Raw genomic sequence first — 22,643 nt, 5'->3', positions numbered from 1 at the left:
TTTTTAACCAACACTTCCTTCTAAACTAATTTCTAATAATTTTTGTGCTTCAACTGCAAATTCCATTGGTAACTTATTTAGTACTTCTTTACTAAACCCATTTACGATTAATGCAATTGCTTTTTCGGTATCTATACCACGTTGGTTACAATAGAATAATTGATCTTCACCAATTTTACTTGTTGTAGCTTCGTGTTCTATCTGTGCCGATTTATTTTTTGTTTCTATATATGGAAATGTATGTGCTCCACACTCGTTCCCCATTAATAAAGAATCACATTGCGAGAAGTTACGTGCATTTTCAGCTCGTGGACTAATATGAACTAATCCTCTATAACTGTTTTGTGATTTTCCTGCTGAGATTCCTTTAGAGATAATGGTTGACTTAGTATTTTTACCTAAGTGAATCATTTTTGTTCCTGTATCAGCTTGTTGGAAGTTGTTTGTTACTGCAATTGAGTAAAATTCACCAACAGAATTATTTCCTTTTAAGATACAACTTGGGTATTTCCAAGTTACTGCAGAACCTGTTTCTACTTGTGTCCAAGAAATTTTTGCGTTGGTTTCACATATACCTCTTTTAGTTACAAAATTGTATACTCCACCTTTTCCTTCTGCATTTCCAGGATACCAGTTTTGAACTGTAGAATATTTAATTTCAGCATCGTCCATCGAAATTAATTCAACTACAGCTGCGTGTAATTGATTTTCATCTCTACTTGGCGCAGTACATCCTTCTAGGTAAGAAACATAACTACCTTTGTCAGCAACTACTAAAGTTCTTTCAAACTGACCTGTACCTCCTTCGTTAATTCTAAAGTAAGTAGATAACTCCATCGGGCATCGAACACCTTTTGGAATATAACAGAAAGACCCATCAGAAAATACCGCTGAATTTAATGCTGCATAAAAATTATCGGTAGTTGGAACTACAGTCCCTAAATATTTCTTTACTAATTCTGGATGCTCTTGAATAGCTTCAGAAATAGGCATGAATATAATACCTTTTTCAGCTAATGTTTCTTTAAAAGTTGTTGCAACTGAAACAGAATCCATTACGATATCAACAGCTACATTTGCTAATTTTTTCTGCTCATCTAAAGAAATACCTAAACGTTTAAACGTATCCAATAATTCTGGATCAACTTCATCTAAACTATTTAATTTTGGTTTTTCTTTTGGTGCTGAATAGTAAGCAATCTCTTGAAAATTTGGTTTTTCATAATTTACATTAGCCCATTCTGGCTCTTCCATTTTCTCCCAAACTCTAAATGCTTCTAAACGCCATTCAGTCATCCATTCTGGTTCGTTTTTCTTTTTAGAAATAGCACGAACCACATCTTCATTTAACCCCTTCGCAAAGGTTTCACTTTCTATATCAGTATAAAAACCATATTCATATTCTTTGGTTTTTAACTCTTCTCTTAAATCGTCTTCGGTATACTTGCTCATAATTGAGATGTAATGTTATAAAGAAAAACTTTCTCCGCAACCGCATGTACGGTTAGCATTAGGATTATTAAATACAAATCCTTTTCCGTTTAACCCTCCAGAGTACTCTAAAGTTGTACCAACTAGGTATAAGAAACTCTTTTTGTCAACAACAATTTTCACACTGTTTTCTTCAAAAATTTTATCGTTTTCTTGTGTACTCTTATCAAAGGTTAAATCATACGATAGCCCTGAACAACCACCACTTTTAACTCCAACACGAACAAAATCGGTTGTAGCATCAAATCCGTCGTCTGTCATTAGTTCAATGACTTTCTTTTTAGCTGTGTCTGAAACTTTTATCATATATTTTAAATAGATTAACTCTAAATAGTTTGCAAATATACAATATAAGTCTCATTTAATAGCACAACCTTTCATTGTGTTTTTTTATGTAATTATTGAGAATGTTTATTACTCTTGAAAGTTAGGGTTAGCAACAAAATCATTATCTGAAAGAGAAAGTAAAAAAGCTTTTAAATCAGCTTTGTCTTTATCAGAAAGATTTACGCCACCCTGATTTACTTTTTTCATTAAAGGATCGATAGTTGGAGATGATTTTAATCCTGTTGAGTAATGATTAATTACCTCATCTAAAGTAGCAAAACGCCCATCATGCATATATGGTGCAGTAAATTTTAAATTACGAAGAGATGGGGATCTGAATTTCCCATTGTCGTTAGGGTCACCAGTAACTTTCCCTAAACCTAAGTCTGAAAAAACAGCATCTAAACCATTATTATGGAATTTATTATCTGTCCATAAAGGATTGTTATTACTCCCATGGCAATGAAAACAATCTCCACGAGTTTCATCCATAAAAACATCAAATCCATTTTGTTCTTCTGGAGTTAACTGTGCTTTACCTAATAGAAATTGATCAAATTTGGAGTTTCCAGAAATTAAAGTTCTTTCGAATTGGGCAAGTGCTTTAGTTACTAAAGTAGAATCTATTTTTGAAACTCCGAATGCTTGCTGAAACAATGTTGGGTATTCCGAGTGATTTTGTAATCTCTCTGTAACATTAGTCCATTTACTATGCATTTCGATAGGATTTCGAACAGGTTCTAATGCCTGACGTTCTAAACTTAACTCTTTTCCGTCCCAAGCAAAACGCTCATCGAAATTCCAAGCTAAATTAAATATTGGCATAGAATTACGCGTTCCAAATGTACCATTTACACCATCACTAAAACGATTCTCATCGGTAAAGGCTTTTTTAGGGTTGTGACAAGTAGCACAAGATTGCGTATTGTCTTTCGATAAAATTTTATCAAAAAACAACTTTTTACCAAGCGCAATACCTTCTTCTGTTAAAGGATTGTTAGTTGGAATAACTGGCGCTATTAATTTTTGTTGAAATAACTCAGGTATTTTTAAACTAGCAGGTTTTGGAGTATATACATCTTCTTCTTTTGATGAACAACTCATTAAAAGAAGTAATAATAAAGTGTATATACTCTTTTTAATCATTAGATATTTATTGTGAAATGTTACCTAAGCTGAAAACGCCACTTTTACCATTCGCAGACATTAATTTTTGAGCATCATAATTAGGCATTAACATTGAGTTCAAAACATCTAAATCCCATTCGTTTGGATTTTTAAACCATTCTGCAACATTCATTTTAACTTCGATAGTTGCATTGTTTTTAATTGATATTGTACCTAAATCTACCGTAAAAGAAGTGTCTTCAACTTCTTTTGTAGTTGAGTTGTATGCTCCAATTGTATGATATGCAAAACCTTGTTGCTGTATATTTTTATTAAGAAACTTCCCTTCAAGTTGCATATAATGATACCCCCCACCTAACGTATCTGGAACATCCCAAGACGCTGAGTTTAAATCTGCATATCCTCCTGCTTTAAAATTATCAGCGTTATTAAAACCAAAAGTCATCGACAAATTATAAGCCCCTTCTGATATTTTTTCAGTTGGACTAAAAGTTAAATTCTCAGACTCGGTTATGTCAACCAATTTGTATCCTTCAAAAATAGTTTCTACACCAGCCCCGTTTGTTAAAGTGATTTTAGAAATTAAATAGCGTAATTTTTCAATAGTGAGCTTAGTTCCTAACTTATTTGTGTATTCAGTGTTACTTAAATCTGATTTTTCAATTACAGTTCCATCCCAGTTTTGAGTAAAATTAAACTTAACTGTAACTTCTTTTGTTAATTCATCATTATCTGAACTACATGAGAAAAGTAAAAGACTTAAAAAAAGGATTAAATATTGTTTCATTTTTTATTTTAATTTGATAATTAATAGGTCTGAAAACCCTTTGTTTGATGTTATATCTAAATTACTACTACTGCTTTCGCCAACTGCAATGATATTTCCGTTAGAAAGTTCAATGGCATCGTAACAAAAATCTATATCCGTTCCACCTATAGTTTTTTGCCACTGCTGGTTTCCGTTATTATCTATTTTTAGAATCCACGCATCATTTTGACCTTTATTTATTATACCATTATCAGCACTTCTTGAACTTCCTGATATAATAAATCCACCATCTAATGTTTTGTTAATTGATCTCCCAACATCAAAACTTGAACCTCCATAGTTTTTTTGCCAAATCAAATCTCCATCAGAATTTATTTTTATAGCCCATAAATCTGCTCCACCACTATTATTGGTCACATCATTATTGGAGCTACGAGTATCACCAACAATAATAAAACTTCCATCATTTGTTGGTGTTATCGCTCTGGCTTCGTCTATTTCGGTTCCGCCGAAAGATTTTTCCCAAATAAGAGCTCCAACTTTATCAATTTTAACAATCCAAAAATCGTAAGAGCCTTTGTTGTTTTTAATATCAACATCATTACTATCGGAAGACCCAATCATTATATATCCATCTGAAGTTTCTGCTATACCATAACAAGTATCTGTATTTGTTCCTCCAAAATATTTACGCCACTCAATACTTCCGCTTGAGTTTAATTTAATACCCCAATAATCACCTCCAGCATGTCTTGATGAAGATCTTGAATTCCCTTGACCTCCGGATGCAGTTACATCTATAATACTACCAACAAAATAACCTCCATCTGTAGTTTGAATTAAACTAAAACCTTGATCTGAGCCTGAAAACCCTGTGGTTGTTTTCCATAAAATATTACCCGTAGCATCTATTTTCAAAACCCAAACATCTTCAAATCCTTCGTTAGAAGTTAAATCTCCGTCGTCACTTTTATTATAGCCAACAATTGCAAAACCGTTATCATTTGTTTCAATTATTTGATACGCTTTATCATCTTTTGACCCACCATAGGTTTTTTGCCAAAGTAAATTATCATTTTCATCAAACTTTAAAACCCAAAAATCAAATTGCACATCAGATTTTGTTGTTAAAACATCTCCATCAATACTTTGAGTAAAACCTAAAACAGCATAACCATTATCTGAAGTTTGAACTACGCTTCGACCACTTTCATTTCTTGAACCTCCAAATGTTTTTATAAAATTAATTTGTGGAGCTTCTTTAGTTGTTGGAAAAAATATACCAACATCATTACTACAACTTGAAATTAGCATTGTTGTAATTAGAAAGATAGAAAGCCTTTTTATCATTTATTGTTTCTTTAAAATAAACAATCCTTTTTCAATATCACTAACAACTATCTTCCCACTATTAAAATATGGGTATACATTCCACACACCATGCCAGTTGGCATCGTCATTATCAGGATAAGTATCGAAGTAACCAACTTCTGTTATAGATTTACTATCTATGCTAGCAATATCAATAAAACGAACCCCAGCAGAATAACTAGCTAAATAAAACGTATTCCCTTTTACATAACCATTATGATCAATAGATTTTGTTTCTGCAGAATATATAAAGTGCTCTTTAGGGTTATCTAAATCTGTAAAATCAAAAACGATGCTTCTTGTGTTTATTCCAATTCTTAATTCATCTAACTCATCACCTAGAATAAAATATTTCTGATCTTCAGTAAACCATCCTTGATGTGTATATCTTACATTAGGATAAGAAATTTTTGAAATATTTCTAGGATTAGCCTTATCAGTAATATCCACGATAACAACTTCATTCTCGTTACTTCCAATTATAATTTCTTTCCCAGTATAATCTGAGTCTGGCCCGTTATAAGTAACAACCTGTGCATCATGACTGTAATTATCAGTCCCCCAACCACCTTCGCTTTTAGGGTTTTTAGGATCTTGAATATTAATAAACAAAGGTCCTCCTTTATAAATGTTATTTCTATTGGTTCCTACTGGATAAGCATATCCTGTATCTTCATTAATTACAATATTATGTGCTCTTCCAAATTCAGTAAAACGAGTGTCTGCTGTAAAAGTTTGAGGAGGATTTGACACATTTCTTAAGCGAGTTAAATCAAAAACTTGCATACCATGACTATCTTCCCCAACACTATTATCAGCTACAATAAAGGCATGATCTTTATACACTTTAACATCCCTCCAAGGACTACTAATTGTTGCTGTAGGTAATTTACCAAGGTAAATAGGGTTTTCAGTATCAGAAATATCAACAAATACAGTTCCATTGTCTAACCCCATTATAGCGTATTCTTTTTGAGTTGTTGGGTCCGTCCATCCCCAAGAGTCGTTTCCTTCTCCTCCTCCAAAAGTACTTACTGGAATGTTTAATAATAAATCATACCCTTTACAAGGAAAACCATTTGCCATTCCATTTTCGCATGGCTTTTTATTTAAAGGTGTACAAGCATCTCCAACTCCATCATTATTTGAATCTTCTTGGTTAGGATTAGCTATATCTGGGCAATTATCTTTTGAATCTATTATACCGTCATTATCTTTATCCAAAATTTGTTTTTCTTCAGATGATGAGCAAGACATTAAAAAAAACAGACAAATAAAAATAGATAAAATTTTATATTTTTTCATGAGTTAAATTTTAAGAGAGTACTAAGTTAAAGAAATAGCTATATATAAAACATTTAAAAACTCTTAAACCCTATATTTATTTCAAATGAACAATGAAATATTTATCTATTTTGTATAAATACTTGTTAGTATCTTTGCAGAATGTTAGAAGATAAGAATCAAGAAAAAACTTCATTAGCTGAACTTGGAGAGTTCGGATTAATCAACCACTTAACGAAGCATTTTAAAGTGTATAGTTCAGCAACTCTAAAAGGAGTTGGTGATGATGCTGCTGTAATTAGTCAATCAGAAAAAGAGCTATTAGTAACAACTGATTTATTGGTTGAAGGCGTTCATTTCGACTTAAGTTACATGCCTTTAAAACATTTAGGATATAAAGCTGTAATGGTAAATTTATCTGATGTATATGCTATGAATGGGGTTGCTGAACAAATAACTGTTTCTATTGCTGTATCTAATCGTTTTCCATTAGAAGCTTTAGAAGAATTATATGCAGGTATTAAATTAGCATGTGACACTTATAAAGTAGATTTAATCGGTGGAGATACCACATCATCAACCAAAGGAATGTTGATTTCTGTAACCGCATTAGGTTCTGCCAAAAAAGAAGACATTGTTTATAGAAATGGAGCAAAATCGACCGATTTAATTGTTGTTTCGGGTGATTTAGGAGGAGCCTATTTAGGGTTACAGGTTTTAGAAAGAGAGAAACAAGTATTTCAAGTCAATCCAGAAAACCAACCAGATTTAGATAACTACACCTATTTAATAGAGCGTCAATTAAAACCTGAGGCACGTAAAGATGTACCTGAATTATTAAAAGAACTGGATGTAAAACCTACGTCTATGATTGATATTTCTGACGGATTATCTTCAGAAATTATGCACATCTGTACACAAAGCAAAGTTGGTTGTAAAATATATGAGGACAAACTACCGTTAGACCCACAAGTTATATCAACCTCAGAAGAGTTTAATATGGATAGTACGATGATTGCTTTAAGTGGTGGAGAAGATTATGAATTATTATTCACAGTTCCAATTGCGGATTTTGATAAAATAAAAGGAAATCCAAATTTTTCAATTATCGGCCATATAACTGAAGAAAATCAAGGAATGAATTTGGTAACAAGAGCCAACCAAGAAATGGAGTTAAAAGCTCAAGGCTGGAATTCTTTTAAAGGATAAAATAAATACGATTGCATAAAAAACCACACTTTTAAAAGTGTGGTTTTTTTTATGAAAGCCTTTAATATTACATTAATACTGATTATCAAATAAATAGAAGTTATTTTCTAAGTATATAGTTATACTCAGTACCTGAGTCAAGATAATTCTTATTTGAATTAAAAACATTTGGTATAAAAATTGTATCTTAGGCAAACAGTAAAACAAATTATTAATTAACAAAAAATCAAAAAAGAAAATGGGAATTTTTTCATTTATTAAAAATGCCGGAGCTAAAGTTTTTGGAATCGGAAAAACAACGGAAGAAGAAGCTGCTGAAAAATCTGCAAAATTAGTAGACGCAGTAAACAAATTAGAATTATCTGTAGAAAACCTTGTAGTAGGTGTTGATGATGATAAAGCTACAATTTCGGGTGAAGCTGCTGATTTAGCAACAAAAGAAAAAGTTGTTTTAGTAGTAGGAAATACTGATGGTATTGCATCTGTAGAAGATAATATGACAGTTGCTGAAGTAGAAGAAATTGAAGAAGCTGCAATGGCTCAATTTCATACAGTAGTAAGCGGAGATACTTTAGGTAAAATTGCTAAAGAATTTTATGGAGATGCAATGAAGTATCCTGTAATTTTTGAAGCTAACAAACCAATGTTATCTCATCCAGATAAAATTTATCCAGGGCAGGTATTAAGAATTCCGCCTTTAATGGACTAATCAAAAGTTAATCAACCAAAGAAAAAGCACTGCATATGCAGTGCTTTTTTTGTTTCAAAATATATCGATTATTAAAAATTAGTTTAATTCAAATTCTTACAGTAAAAAGAGAAATTATATTTTCATCTTTGCACTTTAAATTCTTAGATAATTAAAATGAATCAAAGAACGCTAGCAATCATAGCTGCATCAATAGCAACACTTATTTACGGAGTTACTTTTACGGTAGCAAAAGAGGTGATGCCAATGTATATAAAACCTTTCGGATTTATATTGCTTCGTGTTGGTGGAGCAACTGCAGTTTTTTGGTTATTAGGGCTTTTTGTGAAAGCAAAATCTATTGAAAAATCAGATTTTAAAAGAATAGCTTTAGCAGCTTTTTTTGGAGTTGCATTTAACATGCTTACTTTTTTTAAAGGACTAAGTTATACTACACCGATTAACGCATCAGTGATGATGGTGTCTACTCCTATTTTAGTGTTAATTTTCGCAAGCATTATTTTAAAAGAAAAACTAATAAAAAGAAAAATTTTAGGGGTAATTATCGGATTAATAGGTGCTGTTATTTTAATTGTTTATGGTAGTACAAAAGGAGCAGGTGCTAAAAATATGATGTTAGGTAATTTTCTAGTGTTTGTTAATGCAGCATCTTACGCTATGTACCTGGTTATTGTTAAAAAACTAATCGAAAAATACAATCCAATTGTATTTGTAAAATGGCTGTATTTATTCGGTTTACTATTTGTAATTCCTTTTGGCATCTCAGAATTATCTGAAGTACAATGGCAAATAATGCCAACATCAATATATTTAAAAGCAGGTTTTGTGGTGTTATTTACAACCTGTATTACATATTTATTCAATCTTTTTGCATTATCTAAATTAAAACCAACAACTGTTAGTGTGTTTATGTATTTACAACCCGTAATCGCATCAATTTATGCTTTAATTGTAGGAAGTGATAATTTAAATATAGTTAAAATTTGTGCAACACTCTTAATCTTTTTAGGGGTCTTTTTGGTAACTAAACAAGTGGCTACTAACAATAAATAAACGTATCTTTGCCGTTTATTAAATTGGAGTTATGATACAGTCTATGACGGGTTACGGAAAATCCGTATTACATTTACCATCTAAAAAAGTAACCATTGAAATTAAGTCTTTAAATAGTAAAAATTTAGACTTAAACACAAGAATTCCTTCTTATTATAAAGAGAAAGAATTATCGGTTCGAAAAAAATTAGCAAGTAATTTAGTAAGAGGTAAAGTAGATTTTTCAATTTATGTTGAAATGACTGCAGATGAAACTTCAACAACAGTTAATAATGCAGTTGTTAAAGAATATATGCAACAGCTAAAAAATGTATTATTTGTAGGGTCTGAAGATGATGTCGAGTTATTAAAAATGGCAGTAAGAATGCCTGATGCTTTAAAAACTGAGCGTGCAGAATTAGATGAAAATGAATGGACTGAGATTGATATTCATATTGATGAAGCTTTAAAAGAAATCATAGCTTATAGAACTGATGAAGCCAAGTCTTTAGAAGATGATTTCAAATTGCGAATTGCAAATATTAAATCAGCATTAGAGGAGGTAAAAAAGCTAGACGGAGATAGAATTGAAAACGTAAAAGAACGTTTGCAAAAAGCATTAACTGATTTAAAAGTTGAGATCGATGAAAATCGTTTTGAGCAAGAATTGATTTACTATTTAGAAAAGTTAGATATTAACGAAGAAAAGGTTCGTTTAGCGAATCATCTAGATTACTTTTTAGAACAATTAGCTACTGCAGATTCTAACGGGAAAAAATTAGGTTTTATCGTTCAAGAAATAGGACGAGAAGTAAATACCACTGGGTCTAAAGCTAATTTTGCACCAATGCAAAAATTGGTAATCCAAATGAAAGATGAACTAGAAAAAATAAAAGAACAAATCTTAAACGTTCTTTAAAAAAATACTGAGAAGTCAAACTACAACACACAACAAAATGAAAAAAGACTTTCAAGGAAAATTATTTGTTTTTTCTGCACCTTCAGGTAGTGGAAAAACAACTATCGTACGCCACTTATTAAAACAAGAACGTTTCGGATTAGAATTTTCAATTTCTGCAACTTCAAGAGAAGCAAGAGGAAATGAAGTTAACGGAGAAGATTATTATTTTATATCAGCAAAAGACTTCAAACAAAAGATTAAAAACGATGAGTTTTTAGAATGGGAAGAAGTGTACCGTGATAATTTTTACGGAACCTTAAAAACAGAAGTTGAGCGTATTTGGGCTCAAGAAAAACATGTTATTTTTGATATTGATGTTGTTGGAGGATTAAGAATTAAAAAGAAGTTTCCAGAAGAAACTTTAGCTGTTTTTGTAAAACCACCAAGTGTTGATGAATTAAAAATTCGTTTAAAGAAAAGAAGCACAGAAAGCGAAGATAAAATCAACATGCGTATAGCAAAAGCTTCAGTGGAATTGGCTACTGCTCCACAATTTGATCAGATCATTAAAAATTATGATTTAGATGTAGCTTTGCAAGAAGCAGAAGATTTAGTTGATGATTTTTTAGGCTTAGATAAAAAATAATGAAAAAGAATATCGGGCTGTATTTCGGAACTTTTAACCCTATCCACATAGGTCATTTAATCATAGCAAACCATATGGTTGAAAATTCTGACTTAGATGAAATATGGATGGTAGTTACTCCTCATAACCCATTTAAAAAGAAAAATTCATTGTTAGATAATTACCATCGTTTAGAAATGGTGCATCTAGCAACGAAAGACTACGATAAAATTAAGCCTTCAGATATCGAGTTTAATTTACCACAACCAAACTATACGATAAATACTTTAGCGCACATTTCAGAAAAACACCCAGATTACAATTTTAATTTAATTATGGGTGAAGATAATTTGAAGAGCTTTCATAAATGGAGAAATTATGAAGCTATTCTAGACGATTATAACGTTTATGTATATCCAAGAATTTCTGAAGGAATTATAGAAAACCAATTTAAAGAGCATTCTAAAATACATAGAGTTGACGCTCCAATAGTACAAATTTCATCAACAATGGTTCGTAATTCTATAAAGGAGAAAAAGAACATTCAACCTTTATTATCTAAAGAGGTTTGGAAATATGTAGATGAGATGAATTTTTATAAAAAATAATTTTTTTTCAAACTTTTTTAAAATACCAAGGTCAAAGAACTGATTAACTTTAAAAATTAGGAATTATGACTTTTAAAAATGTACAAAAGAAATTAGCTTACCTATCAATTATCGGTTTATTATTATTTGCTTCTTGCGAATCTTCTGAAGAGATAAGTAGTTTTGATGAAACTCTAACAGAAGAAGCTTTAAATGTAGTTTTAGCAGATGATATTTCAACAGAAATAGATGAGGTTGTAGAAGATGATAGTATTGAAAGTGGTTATGAAAGTAAAGGAACGACTACTACAAGCTATCATACAAGTTGTATTGAAAGAACAGTAGAAGAAACTACAAATGGGAAAATTGTAACTCTAGATTTTGGTGATGGATGTGAAGGTAGAAGAGGAAGAGAATTTGCTGGAAAAATAATTATTGAATACGAAAAAAACGATACTAGTTTATCTAAAACATTAACATTTGAAAACTTTTCGGTAGAAGGCAACACTGTTGAAGGAGGAAAATCTATTGTTAAAGTAAAAGAAAATGCAAACGGAAATCCAGAAGCTACTTTTAATATAGATATTACAATTACTTTAGAATCAGGAGCTGTAATAGTTAGAAAAGGAACTAAAGTAAAAGAAAAGATAGAAGGAGCAGATACCGATACTAGAGGAGATGACGTGTATTCAATTTCAGGAAACTGGGAATCTGTAAATAAAAATGGAGTTGTAAAAACAGCAACTATTACTACTAACTTAAGAAGAGAATGGGCTTGCAAATACATTGTAAGTGGGGTAATTGAAATTTCTAAAGACGGAAGAACAGCTACTTTAGATTTTGGAGATGGATCTTGTGATAATAAAGCAACATTAACCGATGCTGAAGGAAACACTAAAGAAATTACACTAAAATTAAATAAAAAGAAGAAGTAAAAAACAAGTTTAATGTTTTAAACCAGCTTTTTTAAGCTGGTTTTTTTTGTGTTCAGTATTTTCAGTAAATTAAAAAAGTAAAAATAAATCTAAACTTTTTTAAACTTTAAGGGTCTAATTAAAAATAAGACTAACAAACCTATGAACGAAGCTGATTTTATAAATCAATTAACAAGTAAAAAGCATAGAGAAAAGGCATTTTCTAAGTTGTTAGACTTATATCAAGAACGCTTGTATTGGCATATAAGAAAGCTGGTAGGAACTCATGAAAATGCTGATGATGTTTTGCAAAACACCTTTGTTAGGGTTTATAAAAGTTTAGCAAATTTTAAGCAACAAAGTTCTTTACATACTTGGATGTATAAAATTGCATACAATGAATCTATGCGATTTTTAGAGCGAGAAAAAAAGAAAACATTTTCATCTTTAACAGATGTAAGCGATAAGTACCTAGGTGATTTAACAGGTGATGTGTTTTTTGATGGAGATGAAGCACAGCTAAAACTGCAGCAAGTTTTAAACGATTTACCTGAAAAGCAACGGCAAGTTTTTCAAATGAAATATTATGATAATTTAAAGTTTAGAGAAATTTCAGGTATCTTAAAAATAAAAGAAGGCACCTTAAAAACATATTATTATGATGCTGTAAAGCATATAGAAAACAACATTACAGCAGTAGCGTATGTAGAAAAAATTAAAGCATAGTTTGTTATGAACTCACAAAACAATAACTTTAACATCCGAAACACTTTTGATGTGAACACAGAAAAAAGACATAAAGCAGATTTAGGTTTAAACATCCCTGATGGATATTTTTCTAAATCGAAAGAATCTATTTTAAACAAAACAGTTTTTAAAGAGGAAAAAAAAGTAATTCCTTTATACAAGAACATCTACGCTTGGTCTACAGCAGCAGTTATAGCTTTGTTGTTTACTTTAGCCGTAATAAACCCTTTTTCATCAGAAGGAAATGAAATAGTTAATGATATTTTAATCGCTTCTTTAGTAATTGATGATGAAGATGTAGATCAATTATTAAATGAATATGTAAACGATGAATTATTAACTGATGAAATTTTTTCTGAATAATCAAAACTTTTTTAAAAAGCTTAGGTCTAAAAAATAGAGTTAATACCAAAACAAAAAAATGAAATCTTTACAAATTATAACTGCACTTATTTTTACACTCTTAATAGGAAGTGTAAATATTATTGCTCAAAACTCAATTGAAGACTTAAACCTTTCATTAGAGCAAAAGCAGTTATTGAAGGCACAAAAAGAGTTGATTAAAGAAAATAGACAAGCCTTTAAAGCGACTCTTACTTCTAGCCAGTTAGCGATATTAAAAAACAAAGCACTAACAAAACTAGAAAGACAAGAAGCATTAAAAAATTCGCTAACAGTAACTCAAAAAAAGCTTGTTGCTCAAAATAGGTTGAGTGTTAAACAATCGAAATCTAAATTTAGAGGAACTCTTACTAAGTTGCAAAAGCAACAATTAAAACAACGATTTAATTCAAAAAGAGGAGTGTCGAAAAAAAGAGCAAGAAAAAACATACGTAGAAGATTACAAAAAAGATAAAAAAACTCTTGTTTAAAATTAATGTTTTGATTGATTTTTAGTGGTTGAGATCCCTCAACCGCTTTTTTGTATTTTTATACCATATATGAAAAAAAACGTCACATTTTTCTTTTTACTTTTAGGTTTTTTAAATTTCTACGGACAAAATATTCCTGAGAAAAAAAGTGAAATTCAACTATCGGAAGAAGATGAAATAATAGATAATATTTTAGGAGAAGAAAGTGAAGAGGAATTTTTAAAATCAACTACAAAGTTTCAGTTTATTCATGTCTCGTTAGAATATAATAACAAAACATATTTTTCTGGTAGAGAGCTTAGAGTCGATCAATTCAATATAAGTCCTCAAATTATTTATTTGCATTCCAATGGAATCTACGCAGGAGTAACAGGGATCTATTATGATCAATTCACACCAAGATGGGATTATACTTCTGCGACATTAGGATATGGTAAAAGTTTTGGAAGAGATAAAAAATATAGATGGTCCACTTCATATGCTCGATATTTTTACACGAATACTTTACGAGATAATCCTTTTAAAAATGCAGTTTCATTAGGTTTTGAATTAGATAACAAAAAGAAAACTCTTGGAGCGGAAATAGAAACAACGTATTTATTTGGTAGTGATAATTCATTTCAAATAATAGGATCTACTTACGGAGTTTTAAGTTTATCTAAAACTAAAAAACATCATTTGAAATTACGCCCACAATTAAATATTATTCTAGCAGAACAAACCATCCAATTATCACAAACATTTACTTATAGAGATAGAGAATTTACAAGGTATTTTGAGAATAATGATTTTGGGTTAATTAACACCGAGTTAATAATTCCATTACAATACGATGTTGGTGACTTCGATTTAGAGTTAGGGTATAGAATTAATTTTCCAACAGCATTAGAAGGAGAAACGAATTTAAAAGTTACTAATTCATTTAATTTTTCTATGTCTTATTTGTTTGATTTGTAGTGTGAGTATTTTATGTTAAACTGTAATTTATTTAAAAAATAGTTTCGCCATTTTTTCGTTGTATATTTGAAGTCCAAACTAGTATTAAACGTGGCAAAAACTCAAGACAAACGAAAAATAAAACAAAAGCTTACCGATAAATATCGATTAGTGATTTTAAATGAAAATACTTTTCAGGAAAAATTCTCATTAAAATTATCTAGACTTAATGTATTTGTCTTCGGTGGTGTTTTTTCTATAATATTAATAGGTTTAACTACTTTATTAATTGCTTTTACAGGCATTAGAGAATATATACCTGGTTATTCATCAACTTCATTAAAAAAGAAAGCTACAAGATTAACTTACGAAGCAGATTCATTAAAAACCAGATTAGATATTATAGAACGTTATACAAGTGCTTTAAAACCTGTTTTAACTGGTGAAATTGAACCAGAAAAAATAGATTCAATTAAAAACGAAGCGCAAAGTATTGCTTTAGATGAAAGTAAACTACAAGCAACTAAGCAAGATTCTTTATTTAGAGAAAAAATAGAAGGTAAAGATCGTTTCCCTTTATCAGATGGGGCAATTGGAAGAGCAAAAATCGTATTCTTTTCTCCGCTTACAGGAACAGTTAGTCAACAATACGATGCAAGCGAGAAACATTATGCTATTGATATTGTAGCTCCAGTAGGAACTCCAGTAAAATCTGTAGCAGACGGAACCGTAATTTTAGCTGAATGGACCGCAGAAACGGGATATGTAGTAACAATTCAACACCCTAATGAGTTTATATCAGTATACAAACACAACGGAACTTTATTAAAGCAACAAGGAGATGTTGTTAAGTCGGGTGAAGCTATAGCAAGTGTCGGTTCAACAGGTGAATTAACTACAGGACCTCATTTGCATTTCGAATTATGGAATAACGGATTTCCAGTAAATCCAACAAATTATATAGATTTTCAGTAAATGAGCATCAAGTCAAAATTAGCAATCCCATTTGCAAAGCAAGTTAGAAAACGAGTTTATAAATGGGCCAATAAGCCACACAAAACCCAAGAAAAAGTATTTCAATACTTAGTTTCAGAAGGATGCAAAACTGCTTTTGGAAAAGATCATGATTTTATATCAATCAACAATTACGAAGATTTTAAAAAACGAGTTCCTGTAAACGATTATGAAGGTTTACGATCTTATGTAGATAGAATTGTTGAAGGTGAAGAGAATGTACTTTGGAAAGGAAAACCTTTATACTTTGCAAAGACTTCAGGTACTACTTCTGGCGCAAAATACATTCCGATTACTAAAGAATCTATGCCTACGCATATAAAAGCTGCACGTAATGCGTTGTTATTTTATATTGCAGAAACAGGTGATGCTAATTTTGTTAATGGTAAAATGATTTTCTTACAAGGAAGCCCTGTTCTAGAAGATGTAAACGGAGTTAAATTAGGGCGTTTAAGTGGTATTGCTGCGCATTATGTACCTAACTATTTATTAAAAAATCGTTTACCAAGTTGGGAGACGAATTGTATTGAAGATTGGGATACTAAGGTTGATAAAGTTGTAGAAGAAACATTACCTGAAGATATGACGGTGATTAGCGGAATACCGTCTTGGGTACAAATGTATTTTGAAAAACTGATAGACAAAACAGGTAAAACCATTTCAGAGATTTTTCCGAATTTTAATTTCTTTGTGTATGGAGGAGTGAACTTTGAACCGTATAAAAATAAGTTTGAAGCATTGATTGGAAAGAAGATAGATTATGTTGAATTGTATCCAGCTTCAGAAGGGTTTATAGCCTATCAAGATTCACAGACAGAAAAAGGAATGTTATTGCAGTTAAATTCAGGGATTTTTTATGAGTTTATACCAGCAATAGAATTTTTTGATGAAAACCCAACAAGAATTTCTTTAAATGATGTTCAAGTAGGCGTGAATTATGTAATTATTTTAAATACATCTGCAGGTCTTTGGGGATATAATATTGGAGACACAGTTGAATTTACCTCATTAAAACCTTACAGAATAAAAGTTACAGGAAGAATTAAGCATTTTATTTCTGCTTTTGGTGAACATGTAATTGGTAAAGAAGTTGAAAAGGCATTGAATGATGCTATTGTTGGCACTGATGTAAATGTTAGTGAGTTTACAGTAGCTCCACAAGTAAATCCTGAAAGTGGATTACCATACCATGAATGGTTTATAGAGTTTGAAAACGAACCAGAGAACTTAGAAGAATTAGCATCTAAAATAGATGTTTCAATGCAAAACCAAAATGTATATTATTTTGATTTGTTAGAAGGTAAAATATTACGTCCGCTTATTATTAGGAAAGTTAAAAAAGGTGGATTTCATGAGTATATGAAATCAATTGGTAAATTTGGTGGACAAAATAAAATTCCTCAGTTATCAGACAATCGTAAGATTGCTGATGTATTACAAAACTTCTTAAAGGAATAGTGTTATGAAAATAGTATCTACAAACTTAGGAGGACGAAAAAAGATTGATTGGAAAGGTAAAAGCATTACTACTGGTATTTTTAAATTTTCAGTTGATCAACCTATTTTTTTAGATACAAAAGATGTAAGAGAGGATGTTATTTGTGACAGAGAACATCATGGAGGTATAGATCAAGCTGTTTATGGATACTCTCTAAAACATTACGATTATTGGAAAGAATTGTATCCAGATTTAGATTGGCAATATGGAATGTTTGGAGAGAACTTAACTATTGACGATTTAGATGAAACCAAAATACACGTTGGAGATACATTTCAAGTTGGCGAAGTAGTTTTAGAAGTAACTAAACCTCGACAGCCTTGTATGAAATTAGGTGTGCGTTTTAATGACATGAAAATTGTAAAACAATTTTGGCAACAAGATTTCCCAGGTATTTATTTTAAAGTATTACAAACTGGTTTTGTGAAATCTGGCGATGAATTTAATCAAATTAAATCGTGTTCTGAAAACTTAACTATTGCAGAGGTATATGCTGCTAAGAAAATTGAAAAAGGAATTAAGTAATTAGCTTTTGTTTCTTTTTCTCTAAAAACTCTTTTTCTAAACCATTTGTTACTTTTTTTAAAGCAATGTCAATATATTTTATAGCTTCTTTTTTGTTTTTTATAGCTGAGAAATAATCAGCTTTAGCTCCGTAAAACAAATATGAACGTTGTTCTAAATCTTCTGGTTTTATTTGTTCAAAATAAAAATTAGCTTTCACATAATTTTCACTTTGTAAACATACTACTGCCATAGAAAGTAAGTGTGAATTATTAGGTTGTAATTTATATAAATATTGATACCATTGTAATATTTTATTCCAATCGGTTTGTTTAAAGTTTGGAGCTTTAATGTGTTCTGCTATAATAGCAGCTTCATAATGATAAGAAGAAAACTCATTATTTTCTACAGCTTTATTCATCATAGCATTTCCTAATTGAATTAAAGGAAAAGACCATTTGTTTCTATCTTGATTTTTTAAATCTAACAACTCATTTTCAATATTAATTTTAGCATCTAATCTCGCAGCGTGAAAACACATTAAAGCAAATAAAGCATAGCTAGCAGAAATACTGGTATGCTTATTTTTTAATAAGCTTTTACACAAACGCATAGCTTCACCACATAGCTCTTTTCTAATTAAAACCTCTTTTTTATTAGAATGAAAGCCTTCGTTAAAAATGAGGTACAAAACTTCTAAAACACTCTCAATACGTAATTGTAATTGTTTTCCTTGCGGAATTTTAAATGATAATTCTTTTTTTTGAATCGTTTTTCTAGCTCTAGACAATCTTTTTTTAACAGTCTCTTCTTTAATTAGTAAAGCAGAAGCGATTTCTTTCGTACTAAATCCAGAAATAGTTTTTAATGCAAAAGAGATTCTATCTTTTGGTTCTAAACTAGGGTGACAAGCCGTAAAAATCATTCTTAATTGAGCATCTTCAATCTCGGAATCTAGAAAAAGTTCGTTGATGGCTATGGCTTCGGCTCCGCTTTTAATTTCTGGTAAATGTTTTTGCTCCGCTTTAAGTTTTCTAAAAATATCTAATACTCTATTTTTAGCAGCCTGAGTTAACCAAGCTTCAGGATTATCTGGTTGTTTAATGCGCCATTGAATGCTGGCTTTTAAAAAAGTGTCTTGTATTGCATCTTCGATAATTTCAAGGTTCGAAAGCCCGAATATTCGAGTTAAAACAGAGATCATCTTTCCGCTATGATGACGAAAAAGATGATCTATGTGATTAGCTTCCATTAACGGTCAAAAACCATGATTTCACGAATCTCAACAGTATTTCCTAAATCATAATCAGGAAAATCTTGTGCAATTTCTTGTACAGCGTCAAAATCCTTAGCTTCAACTAAATAGAAACCTCCAACAATCTCTTTTACATCTGCTGAAGTTAAATCAGTAACAGTTCTGTCTTGCCCTATAACTCGTCTTATTTGTGGTGTTAGTGCTTCTCCACCACGTAAAACTCCAGCTTGCTCCATTTTATTTCCCCAAGCAAACCATTTTTCCATACGTTGTTGCATTTCTTCTTGTGAAAGTCCTAAGTCGGTATATTCTTTACCGATAAAAATCATCATAAAATTTTTCATAATTTAAAGTTTTAAAGTTATTCACTTATAAGACGTTTGTTAAAATTAAAAAGGGGACACTTTTTTAAATTAACTTTTAGTGTTACTAATTTAAAAGAAAAACAGTTACTCTAAAAAAGAATAACTGTTTAATATATAATAAAAACTAAAGTTTAAATCTTTCTAAGAAAAATATCTCCACTAATTGTTTTTAGTTTTAATGATGAGGTTCCGTTTTTAATGGTTCCGTAAATTTTATTTCCAAAAGATTTTTTGCTGTTTTTGCTAAAGTCGATATCTAAATCAGAATACACGGTTCCAGTTAATGTTTCAGCTTTAAATTCAGCATCAGAAACTACTACATCAATATCCCCGCTAATAGTTTTTAAATTCATTGCTTTTGAGTGTTTTTTTACATTAATATTTCCGCTAATTAAATCTAATGTTAATTGACCATTGTAAGCCAAAGCATCTACGTTTCCTGAAATACTTTTTACTTTTAGTTTCATGTTTTTTGGAACATAAACAACATAATTGATATCCATTTTATTGTGGTTTGTGCAATGATTATAACCATTACACCCTTCTCCTCCATGAGTTATTGTTACTCCTTTCTTATGTTTTTTAAATAATGTTCCGTAATCAGATTTTATAGTGTATGTCGATCCTGTTTCATCTTCTTTTAAGCTAAATAGGTTATTGTCTTTATTATCGTTGATGTTAATCGTTGTTTCAACCGAAATTTCATTTTTATTCCAGTTTTTTATTTTAATCTTGTCAGCAAACCTTACGTGTACATATACCTCGTCAATTCCTGATGACTTAGTGTTTTTAGTAATTTTTTTCTGTGCTGCTAGGTTACCAAAAGTCAATAGTAATCCTATGAATAAGAATAATCTTTTCATTAGTAGTGTTTTAAATTATGTGTGAATTAGTTTTTTAGAGAGCTTATTTTTTACGCAAATAAATGTTTCCCATTGATGATTTAAGCTTGATATTTACACCTCCGCTATTAATAGCGCTTGTAATCTTTTTAGCTCCACTAACGTTTTTCATTCCCTTTTTGGTTGGAATTTCAATGTCGAAATTTGTGTAAACAGTTCCATTTGTTTTTAGCTCTAAATTAGCTTTGGTACTAGAAGGAATTGCAACATCAATTTCACTTACAGAAGTACTAACTGTAATAGGAGATGATTGGCTTACTTTTGAAAACTCAATATTTATTGGTCCAACACTAGAATGTGCTGTTATTGGTCCTGTAACATCTTTCATTGTAATTCTACCAACATTGGTATTAGCTTCAACTTCAGAAGTAAATCCTTCCAATTCAATGCTTCCTAGATTACCAGAATCAACAGAAATGTTCATGCTTTTTGGTAATTCTAACTGAATACCGTGTCGTTGAAAATGTGATTTTAGATCTCTAATAATTAACACAGTTCCTTCCTTCTCAACAGAAAAACCAAAACCATTAGTATTATCTTTTCCTCCTGGATAAATAGCAGTTAAACCTTTGCGTTTATCTTCTTTTGTTTTCGTTCTTTTATCTCTATCATTCTTTACTGACCAATGTACATTATCATGGTCATGATCGTCATCATGATCGCAATTATCACAATCGTTATGTGAAAATTTATAATTTTTAAGGATTAAGGAATTTGTTGCTCCTACTGTAATTTTAGCTGTAGTGTTTGTTTCTAAACGCACCTTTTTAATTCCAGATAAAGAGTGTTTGTATTCTTTGTTTTGAGCCGTTATAACTCCAGTTATAAATAGTAGTAATAAAAATATTTTTTTCATGATTTTGATATGTTTTTTTTACAATAAACTAGCAATGTTATACTGTAATTCTTGTTTAACGTAATTAGGTGTTTCTTGCTTTTCTAATAATTTCCTCATAGGTTCGAGCGCTCGTTTCTCTTGAATTTTTCCTAAAATTTGAATTAATTCAATTTGCATTGAGGAAACTTTTTCGGTTTCTAGCGATTTTATTAATGCGGCTTTTACTTTTTCTAATGATGAGAATTTCGATAATGCTTCTGCTGCAGCCAAACGCACATTTACATTCTTGTCATTAAATAACTTGTTTATAAGCGCATCAATTATTTTTGTGTCGGTTTTGGTAAACTCTTCTGATAAATCAATTGCTTGTATTCGTTTACTAGCTGATTGATTTTCTAACAAAGCCAATACTTGTTTTTCTTCTTTTATTTTTTGTTTCTCAGCAATCGTTAATTGACTTTCACCTGATTGATGTTTTCCAATTAAAAAGGCACTAACAACTATTAATATGCTTGCTGCGATACGTAAGTGTGATTTCCAGTTCGTTTTTGGTTGCAATTGCACGACCTTTATTTGTTGCTTTTCTTGTTCTAAAAATGTATTGAAATTCATTTTTAAATTTGCTGAAGGCATTTCTTCTACATCAGCATCAAAAACTCCTAAAAATGATTTCATTTGAGCAACTTCATCTTGACAGTTACTACAAGAGTCAATATGGTTTTGAATTAATGAAGACTCTTGCTTTGTAAGCTCTCCTTCAATAAAACCAATTAGTTTATTTTCTATGTCGTTACACTTCATTGTTTGCTGTTTAAAAATAAATGTCTTTTAACTTTTTTAATGCTCTATGCACTCTAACTTTTACGGCATTTTCTGAACTTCCGATAATTTCAGCTATTTGCTCGTATTTTATTTCTTGATAGCGATGCATTACAATTAACTCTCTGTCTGAATTACTAAGCTGTAATAAAGCTACCTTTAAATGATCTAATTCTTCTTTTTTTCCTTCTGATAAAACAATATCCTCTGAAGAAAGTTTATCATCTTCAATAATATTTGTTCTTTCTTTTTTTTGCTTTTGATAATAAGCAGAAAATATATTTCTAGCTATTGTGTAAATCCATGAGGCAAAATTCCCATTTTTATAAGATGTTCTGTATTTTAAAATTTTAATAAAAACATCTTGTGTTAAATCTTCACTAACCATTTTATTATGTAGCATTTTATTAAAGAAATTATAGATACGCACATGATATCTGTCAAATAAAATAGACATCATATCTAAATTTCCGTTAGCTACTTCTAGCATTAAATCTTCATCGGTTAGATGCTTCAATGTGTTAGTTTTGATTAGTTTCTATATTA

The 22,643-nt window shown here is 30.6% G+C and carries 26 protein-coding genes; 14 read left to right on the top strand and 12 right to left on the bottom strand.

Going from position 1 to position 22,643, the window contains the following annotated elements; translation table 11 throughout:
- Positions 1-3: 3 nt before the first annotated feature.
- The 6 genes from sufB to H3Z83_RS11550 all read right to left on the bottom strand — a co-directional run bounded on the left by sufB (position 4) and on the right by H3Z83_RS11550 (position 6,391).
- The gene (gene sufB, locus H3Z83_RS11575; RefSeq protein ID WP_182125654.1) at positions 4-1,452 is read right to left on the bottom strand and encodes a Fe-S cluster assembly protein SufB; all 1,449 of its coding nucleotides are present in this window, start codon (positions 1,450-1,452) and stop codon (positions 4-6) included.
- A gap of 15 nt (positions 1,453-1,467) precedes the next feature.
- Positions 1,468-1,797: a HesB/IscA family protein gene (locus tag H3Z83_RS11570; protein WP_182125653.1), complete on the bottom strand. Its 330-nt coding sequence runs from the start codon at positions 1,795-1,797 to the stop codon at positions 1,468-1,470.
- A 108-nt stretch (positions 1,798-1,905) separates the two neighbouring features.
- Positions 1,906-2,922 (bottom strand): cytochrome-c peroxidase, encoded by a 1,017-nt coding sequence (locus H3Z83_RS11565; protein WP_246337554.1) that lies wholly within the window; start codon positions 2,920-2,922, stop codon positions 1,906-1,908.
- 49 nt (positions 2,923-2,971) lie between these two features.
- Entirely contained in the window at positions 2,972-3,733 is a 762-nt protein-coding gene (locus H3Z83_RS11560) for an MbnP family protein (RefSeq protein ID WP_182125651.1), read from the bottom strand.
- Between the two features lie 3 nt (positions 3,734-3,736).
- Complete coding sequence (locus H3Z83_RS11555) at positions 3,737-5,065, bottom strand: hypothetical protein (RefSeq protein ID WP_182125650.1); 1,329 nt, start codon at positions 5,063-5,065, stop codon at positions 3,737-3,739.
- Positions 5,066-6,391 (bottom strand): choice-of-anchor B family protein, encoded by a 1,326-nt coding sequence (locus H3Z83_RS11550; RefSeq protein WP_182125649.1) that lies wholly within the window; start codon positions 6,389-6,391, stop codon positions 5,066-5,068.
- Positions 6,392-6,532: 141 nt separating this feature from the next.
- Here H3Z83_RS11550 and thiL point away from each other — a divergent pair, with 141 nt between their 5' ends.
- The 14 genes from thiL (at position 6,533) to H3Z83_RS11480 (ending at position 17,939) form a co-directional block, all read left to right on the top strand.
- Complete coding sequence (thiL, locus tag H3Z83_RS11545) at positions 6,533-7,579, top strand: thiamine-phosphate kinase (RefSeq protein ID WP_182125648.1); 1,047 nt, start codon at positions 6,533-6,535, stop codon at positions 7,577-7,579.
- Between the two features lie 238 nt (positions 7,580-7,817).
- Complete coding sequence (lysM, locus tag H3Z83_RS11540) at positions 7,818-8,288, top strand: peptidoglycan-binding protein LysM (protein WP_182125647.1); 471 nt, start codon at positions 7,818-7,820, stop codon at positions 8,286-8,288.
- 156 nt (positions 8,289-8,444) lie between these two features.
- A complete protein-coding gene (locus H3Z83_RS11535; protein WP_182125646.1) occupies positions 8,445-9,341 on the top strand; it encodes a DMT family transporter in 897 nt (298 codons plus the stop codon).
- A gap of 31 nt (positions 9,342-9,372) precedes the next feature.
- Complete coding sequence (locus H3Z83_RS11530; protein ID WP_246337552.1) at positions 9,373-10,239, top strand: YicC/YloC family endoribonuclease; 867 nt, start codon at positions 9,373-9,375, stop codon at positions 10,237-10,239.
- A 37-nt stretch (positions 10,240-10,276) separates the two neighbouring features.
- Complete coding sequence (gene gmk, locus H3Z83_RS11525) at positions 10,277-10,867, top strand: guanylate kinase (protein ID WP_182125645.1); 591 nt, start codon at positions 10,277-10,279, stop codon at positions 10,865-10,867.
- Positions 10,867-11,454 (top strand): nicotinate (nicotinamide) nucleotide adenylyltransferase, encoded by a 588-nt coding sequence (gene nadD, locus H3Z83_RS11520; protein WP_182125644.1) that lies wholly within the window; start codon positions 10,867-10,869, stop codon positions 11,452-11,454. The genes gmk and nadD overlap by 1 nt, the downstream gene beginning before the upstream one ends.
- Positions 11,455-11,519: 65 nt before the next feature.
- Positions 11,520-12,368, top strand: coding sequence for a hypothetical protein (locus H3Z83_RS11515; RefSeq protein ID WP_182125643.1), 849 nt, complete (start codon positions 11,520-11,522; stop codon positions 12,366-12,368).
- Between the two features lie 141 nt (positions 12,369-12,509).
- Positions 12,510-13,073, top strand: coding sequence for an RNA polymerase sigma factor (locus tag H3Z83_RS11510; protein ID WP_182125642.1), 564 nt, complete (start codon positions 12,510-12,512; stop codon positions 13,071-13,073).
- A 6-nt stretch (positions 13,074-13,079) separates the two neighbouring features.
- Positions 13,080-13,457: a hypothetical protein gene (locus tag H3Z83_RS11505; protein ID WP_182125641.1), complete on the top strand. Its 378-nt coding sequence runs from the start codon at positions 13,080-13,082 to the stop codon at positions 13,455-13,457.
- Between the two features lie 58 nt (positions 13,458-13,515).
- A complete protein-coding gene (locus H3Z83_RS11500) occupies positions 13,516-13,950 on the top strand; it encodes a hypothetical protein (RefSeq protein ID WP_182125640.1) in 435 nt (144 codons plus the stop codon).
- Positions 13,951-14,035: 85 nt separating this feature from the next.
- Positions 14,036-14,923, top strand: a complete 888-nt coding sequence (locus H3Z83_RS11495; protein WP_182125639.1) for a hypothetical protein — start codon at positions 14,036-14,038, stop codon at positions 14,921-14,923.
- Between the two features lie 90 nt (positions 14,924-15,013).
- Complete coding sequence (locus H3Z83_RS11490) at positions 15,014-15,877, top strand: M23 family metallopeptidase (protein WP_182125638.1); 864 nt, start codon at positions 15,014-15,016, stop codon at positions 15,875-15,877.
- A complete protein-coding gene (locus tag H3Z83_RS11485) occupies positions 15,878-17,374 on the top strand; it encodes a GH3 family domain-containing protein (protein ID WP_182125637.1) in 1,497 nt (498 codons plus the stop codon). It begins immediately after the preceding gene.
- Positions 17,375-17,378: 4 nt separating this feature from the next.
- Positions 17,379-17,939, top strand: a complete 561-nt coding sequence (locus tag H3Z83_RS11480; protein WP_182125636.1) for an MOSC domain-containing protein — start codon at positions 17,379-17,381, stop codon at positions 17,937-17,939.
- Here H3Z83_RS11480 and H3Z83_RS11475 read toward each other — a convergent pair.
- The 6 genes from H3Z83_RS11475 to H3Z83_RS11450 all read right to left on the bottom strand — a co-directional run bounded on the left by H3Z83_RS11475 (position 17,932) and on the right by H3Z83_RS11450 (position 22,614).
- Positions 17,932-19,170: an RNA polymerase sigma factor gene (locus H3Z83_RS11475; protein ID WP_182125635.1), complete on the bottom strand. Its 1,239-nt coding sequence runs from the start codon at positions 19,168-19,170 to the stop codon at positions 17,932-17,934. The two genes, H3Z83_RS11480 and H3Z83_RS11475, sit on opposite strands and share 8 nt — an antisense overlap.
- Positions 19,170-19,517: a YciI family protein gene (locus tag H3Z83_RS11470; RefSeq protein ID WP_182125634.1), complete on the bottom strand. Its 348-nt coding sequence runs from the start codon at positions 19,515-19,517 to the stop codon at positions 19,170-19,172. Before H3Z83_RS11470 ends, H3Z83_RS11475 begins: the two co-directional genes overlap by 1 nt.
- Before the next feature lie 152 nt (positions 19,518-19,669).
- On the bottom strand, positions 19,670-20,401 hold the full coding sequence (locus H3Z83_RS11465) for a DUF4097 family beta strand repeat-containing protein (RefSeq protein ID WP_182125633.1): 732 nt from the start codon (positions 20,399-20,401) through the stop codon (positions 19,670-19,672).
- Positions 20,402-20,444: 43 nt separating this feature from the next.
- Positions 20,445-21,296 (bottom strand): DUF4097 family beta strand repeat-containing protein, encoded by an 852-nt coding sequence (locus tag H3Z83_RS11460; RefSeq protein WP_182125632.1) that lies wholly within the window; start codon positions 21,294-21,296, stop codon positions 20,445-20,447.
- Positions 21,297-21,314: 18 nt separating this feature from the next.
- The gene (locus H3Z83_RS11455) at positions 21,315-22,079 is read right to left on the bottom strand and encodes a HEAT repeat domain-containing protein (RefSeq protein ID WP_182125631.1); all 765 of its coding nucleotides are present in this window, start codon (positions 22,077-22,079) and stop codon (positions 21,315-21,317) included.
- Positions 22,080-22,089: 10 nt separating this feature from the next.
- The gene (locus H3Z83_RS11450; protein WP_182125630.1) at positions 22,090-22,614 is read right to left on the bottom strand and encodes an RNA polymerase sigma factor; all 525 of its coding nucleotides are present in this window, start codon (positions 22,612-22,614) and stop codon (positions 22,090-22,092) included.
- Between the last annotated feature and the right edge of the window lie 29 nt (positions 22,615-22,643).

The sequence above is a fragment of the Tenacibaculum pelagium genome, assembly GCF_014062345.1.
Taxonomy (GTDB): domain Bacteria; phylum Bacteroidota; class Bacteroidia; order Flavobacteriales; family Flavobacteriaceae; genus Polaribacter; species Polaribacter pelagius.
Note: the sequence above shows the minus strand (reverse complement) of the source record. Positions and strands in the feature narration are given on the sequence as shown.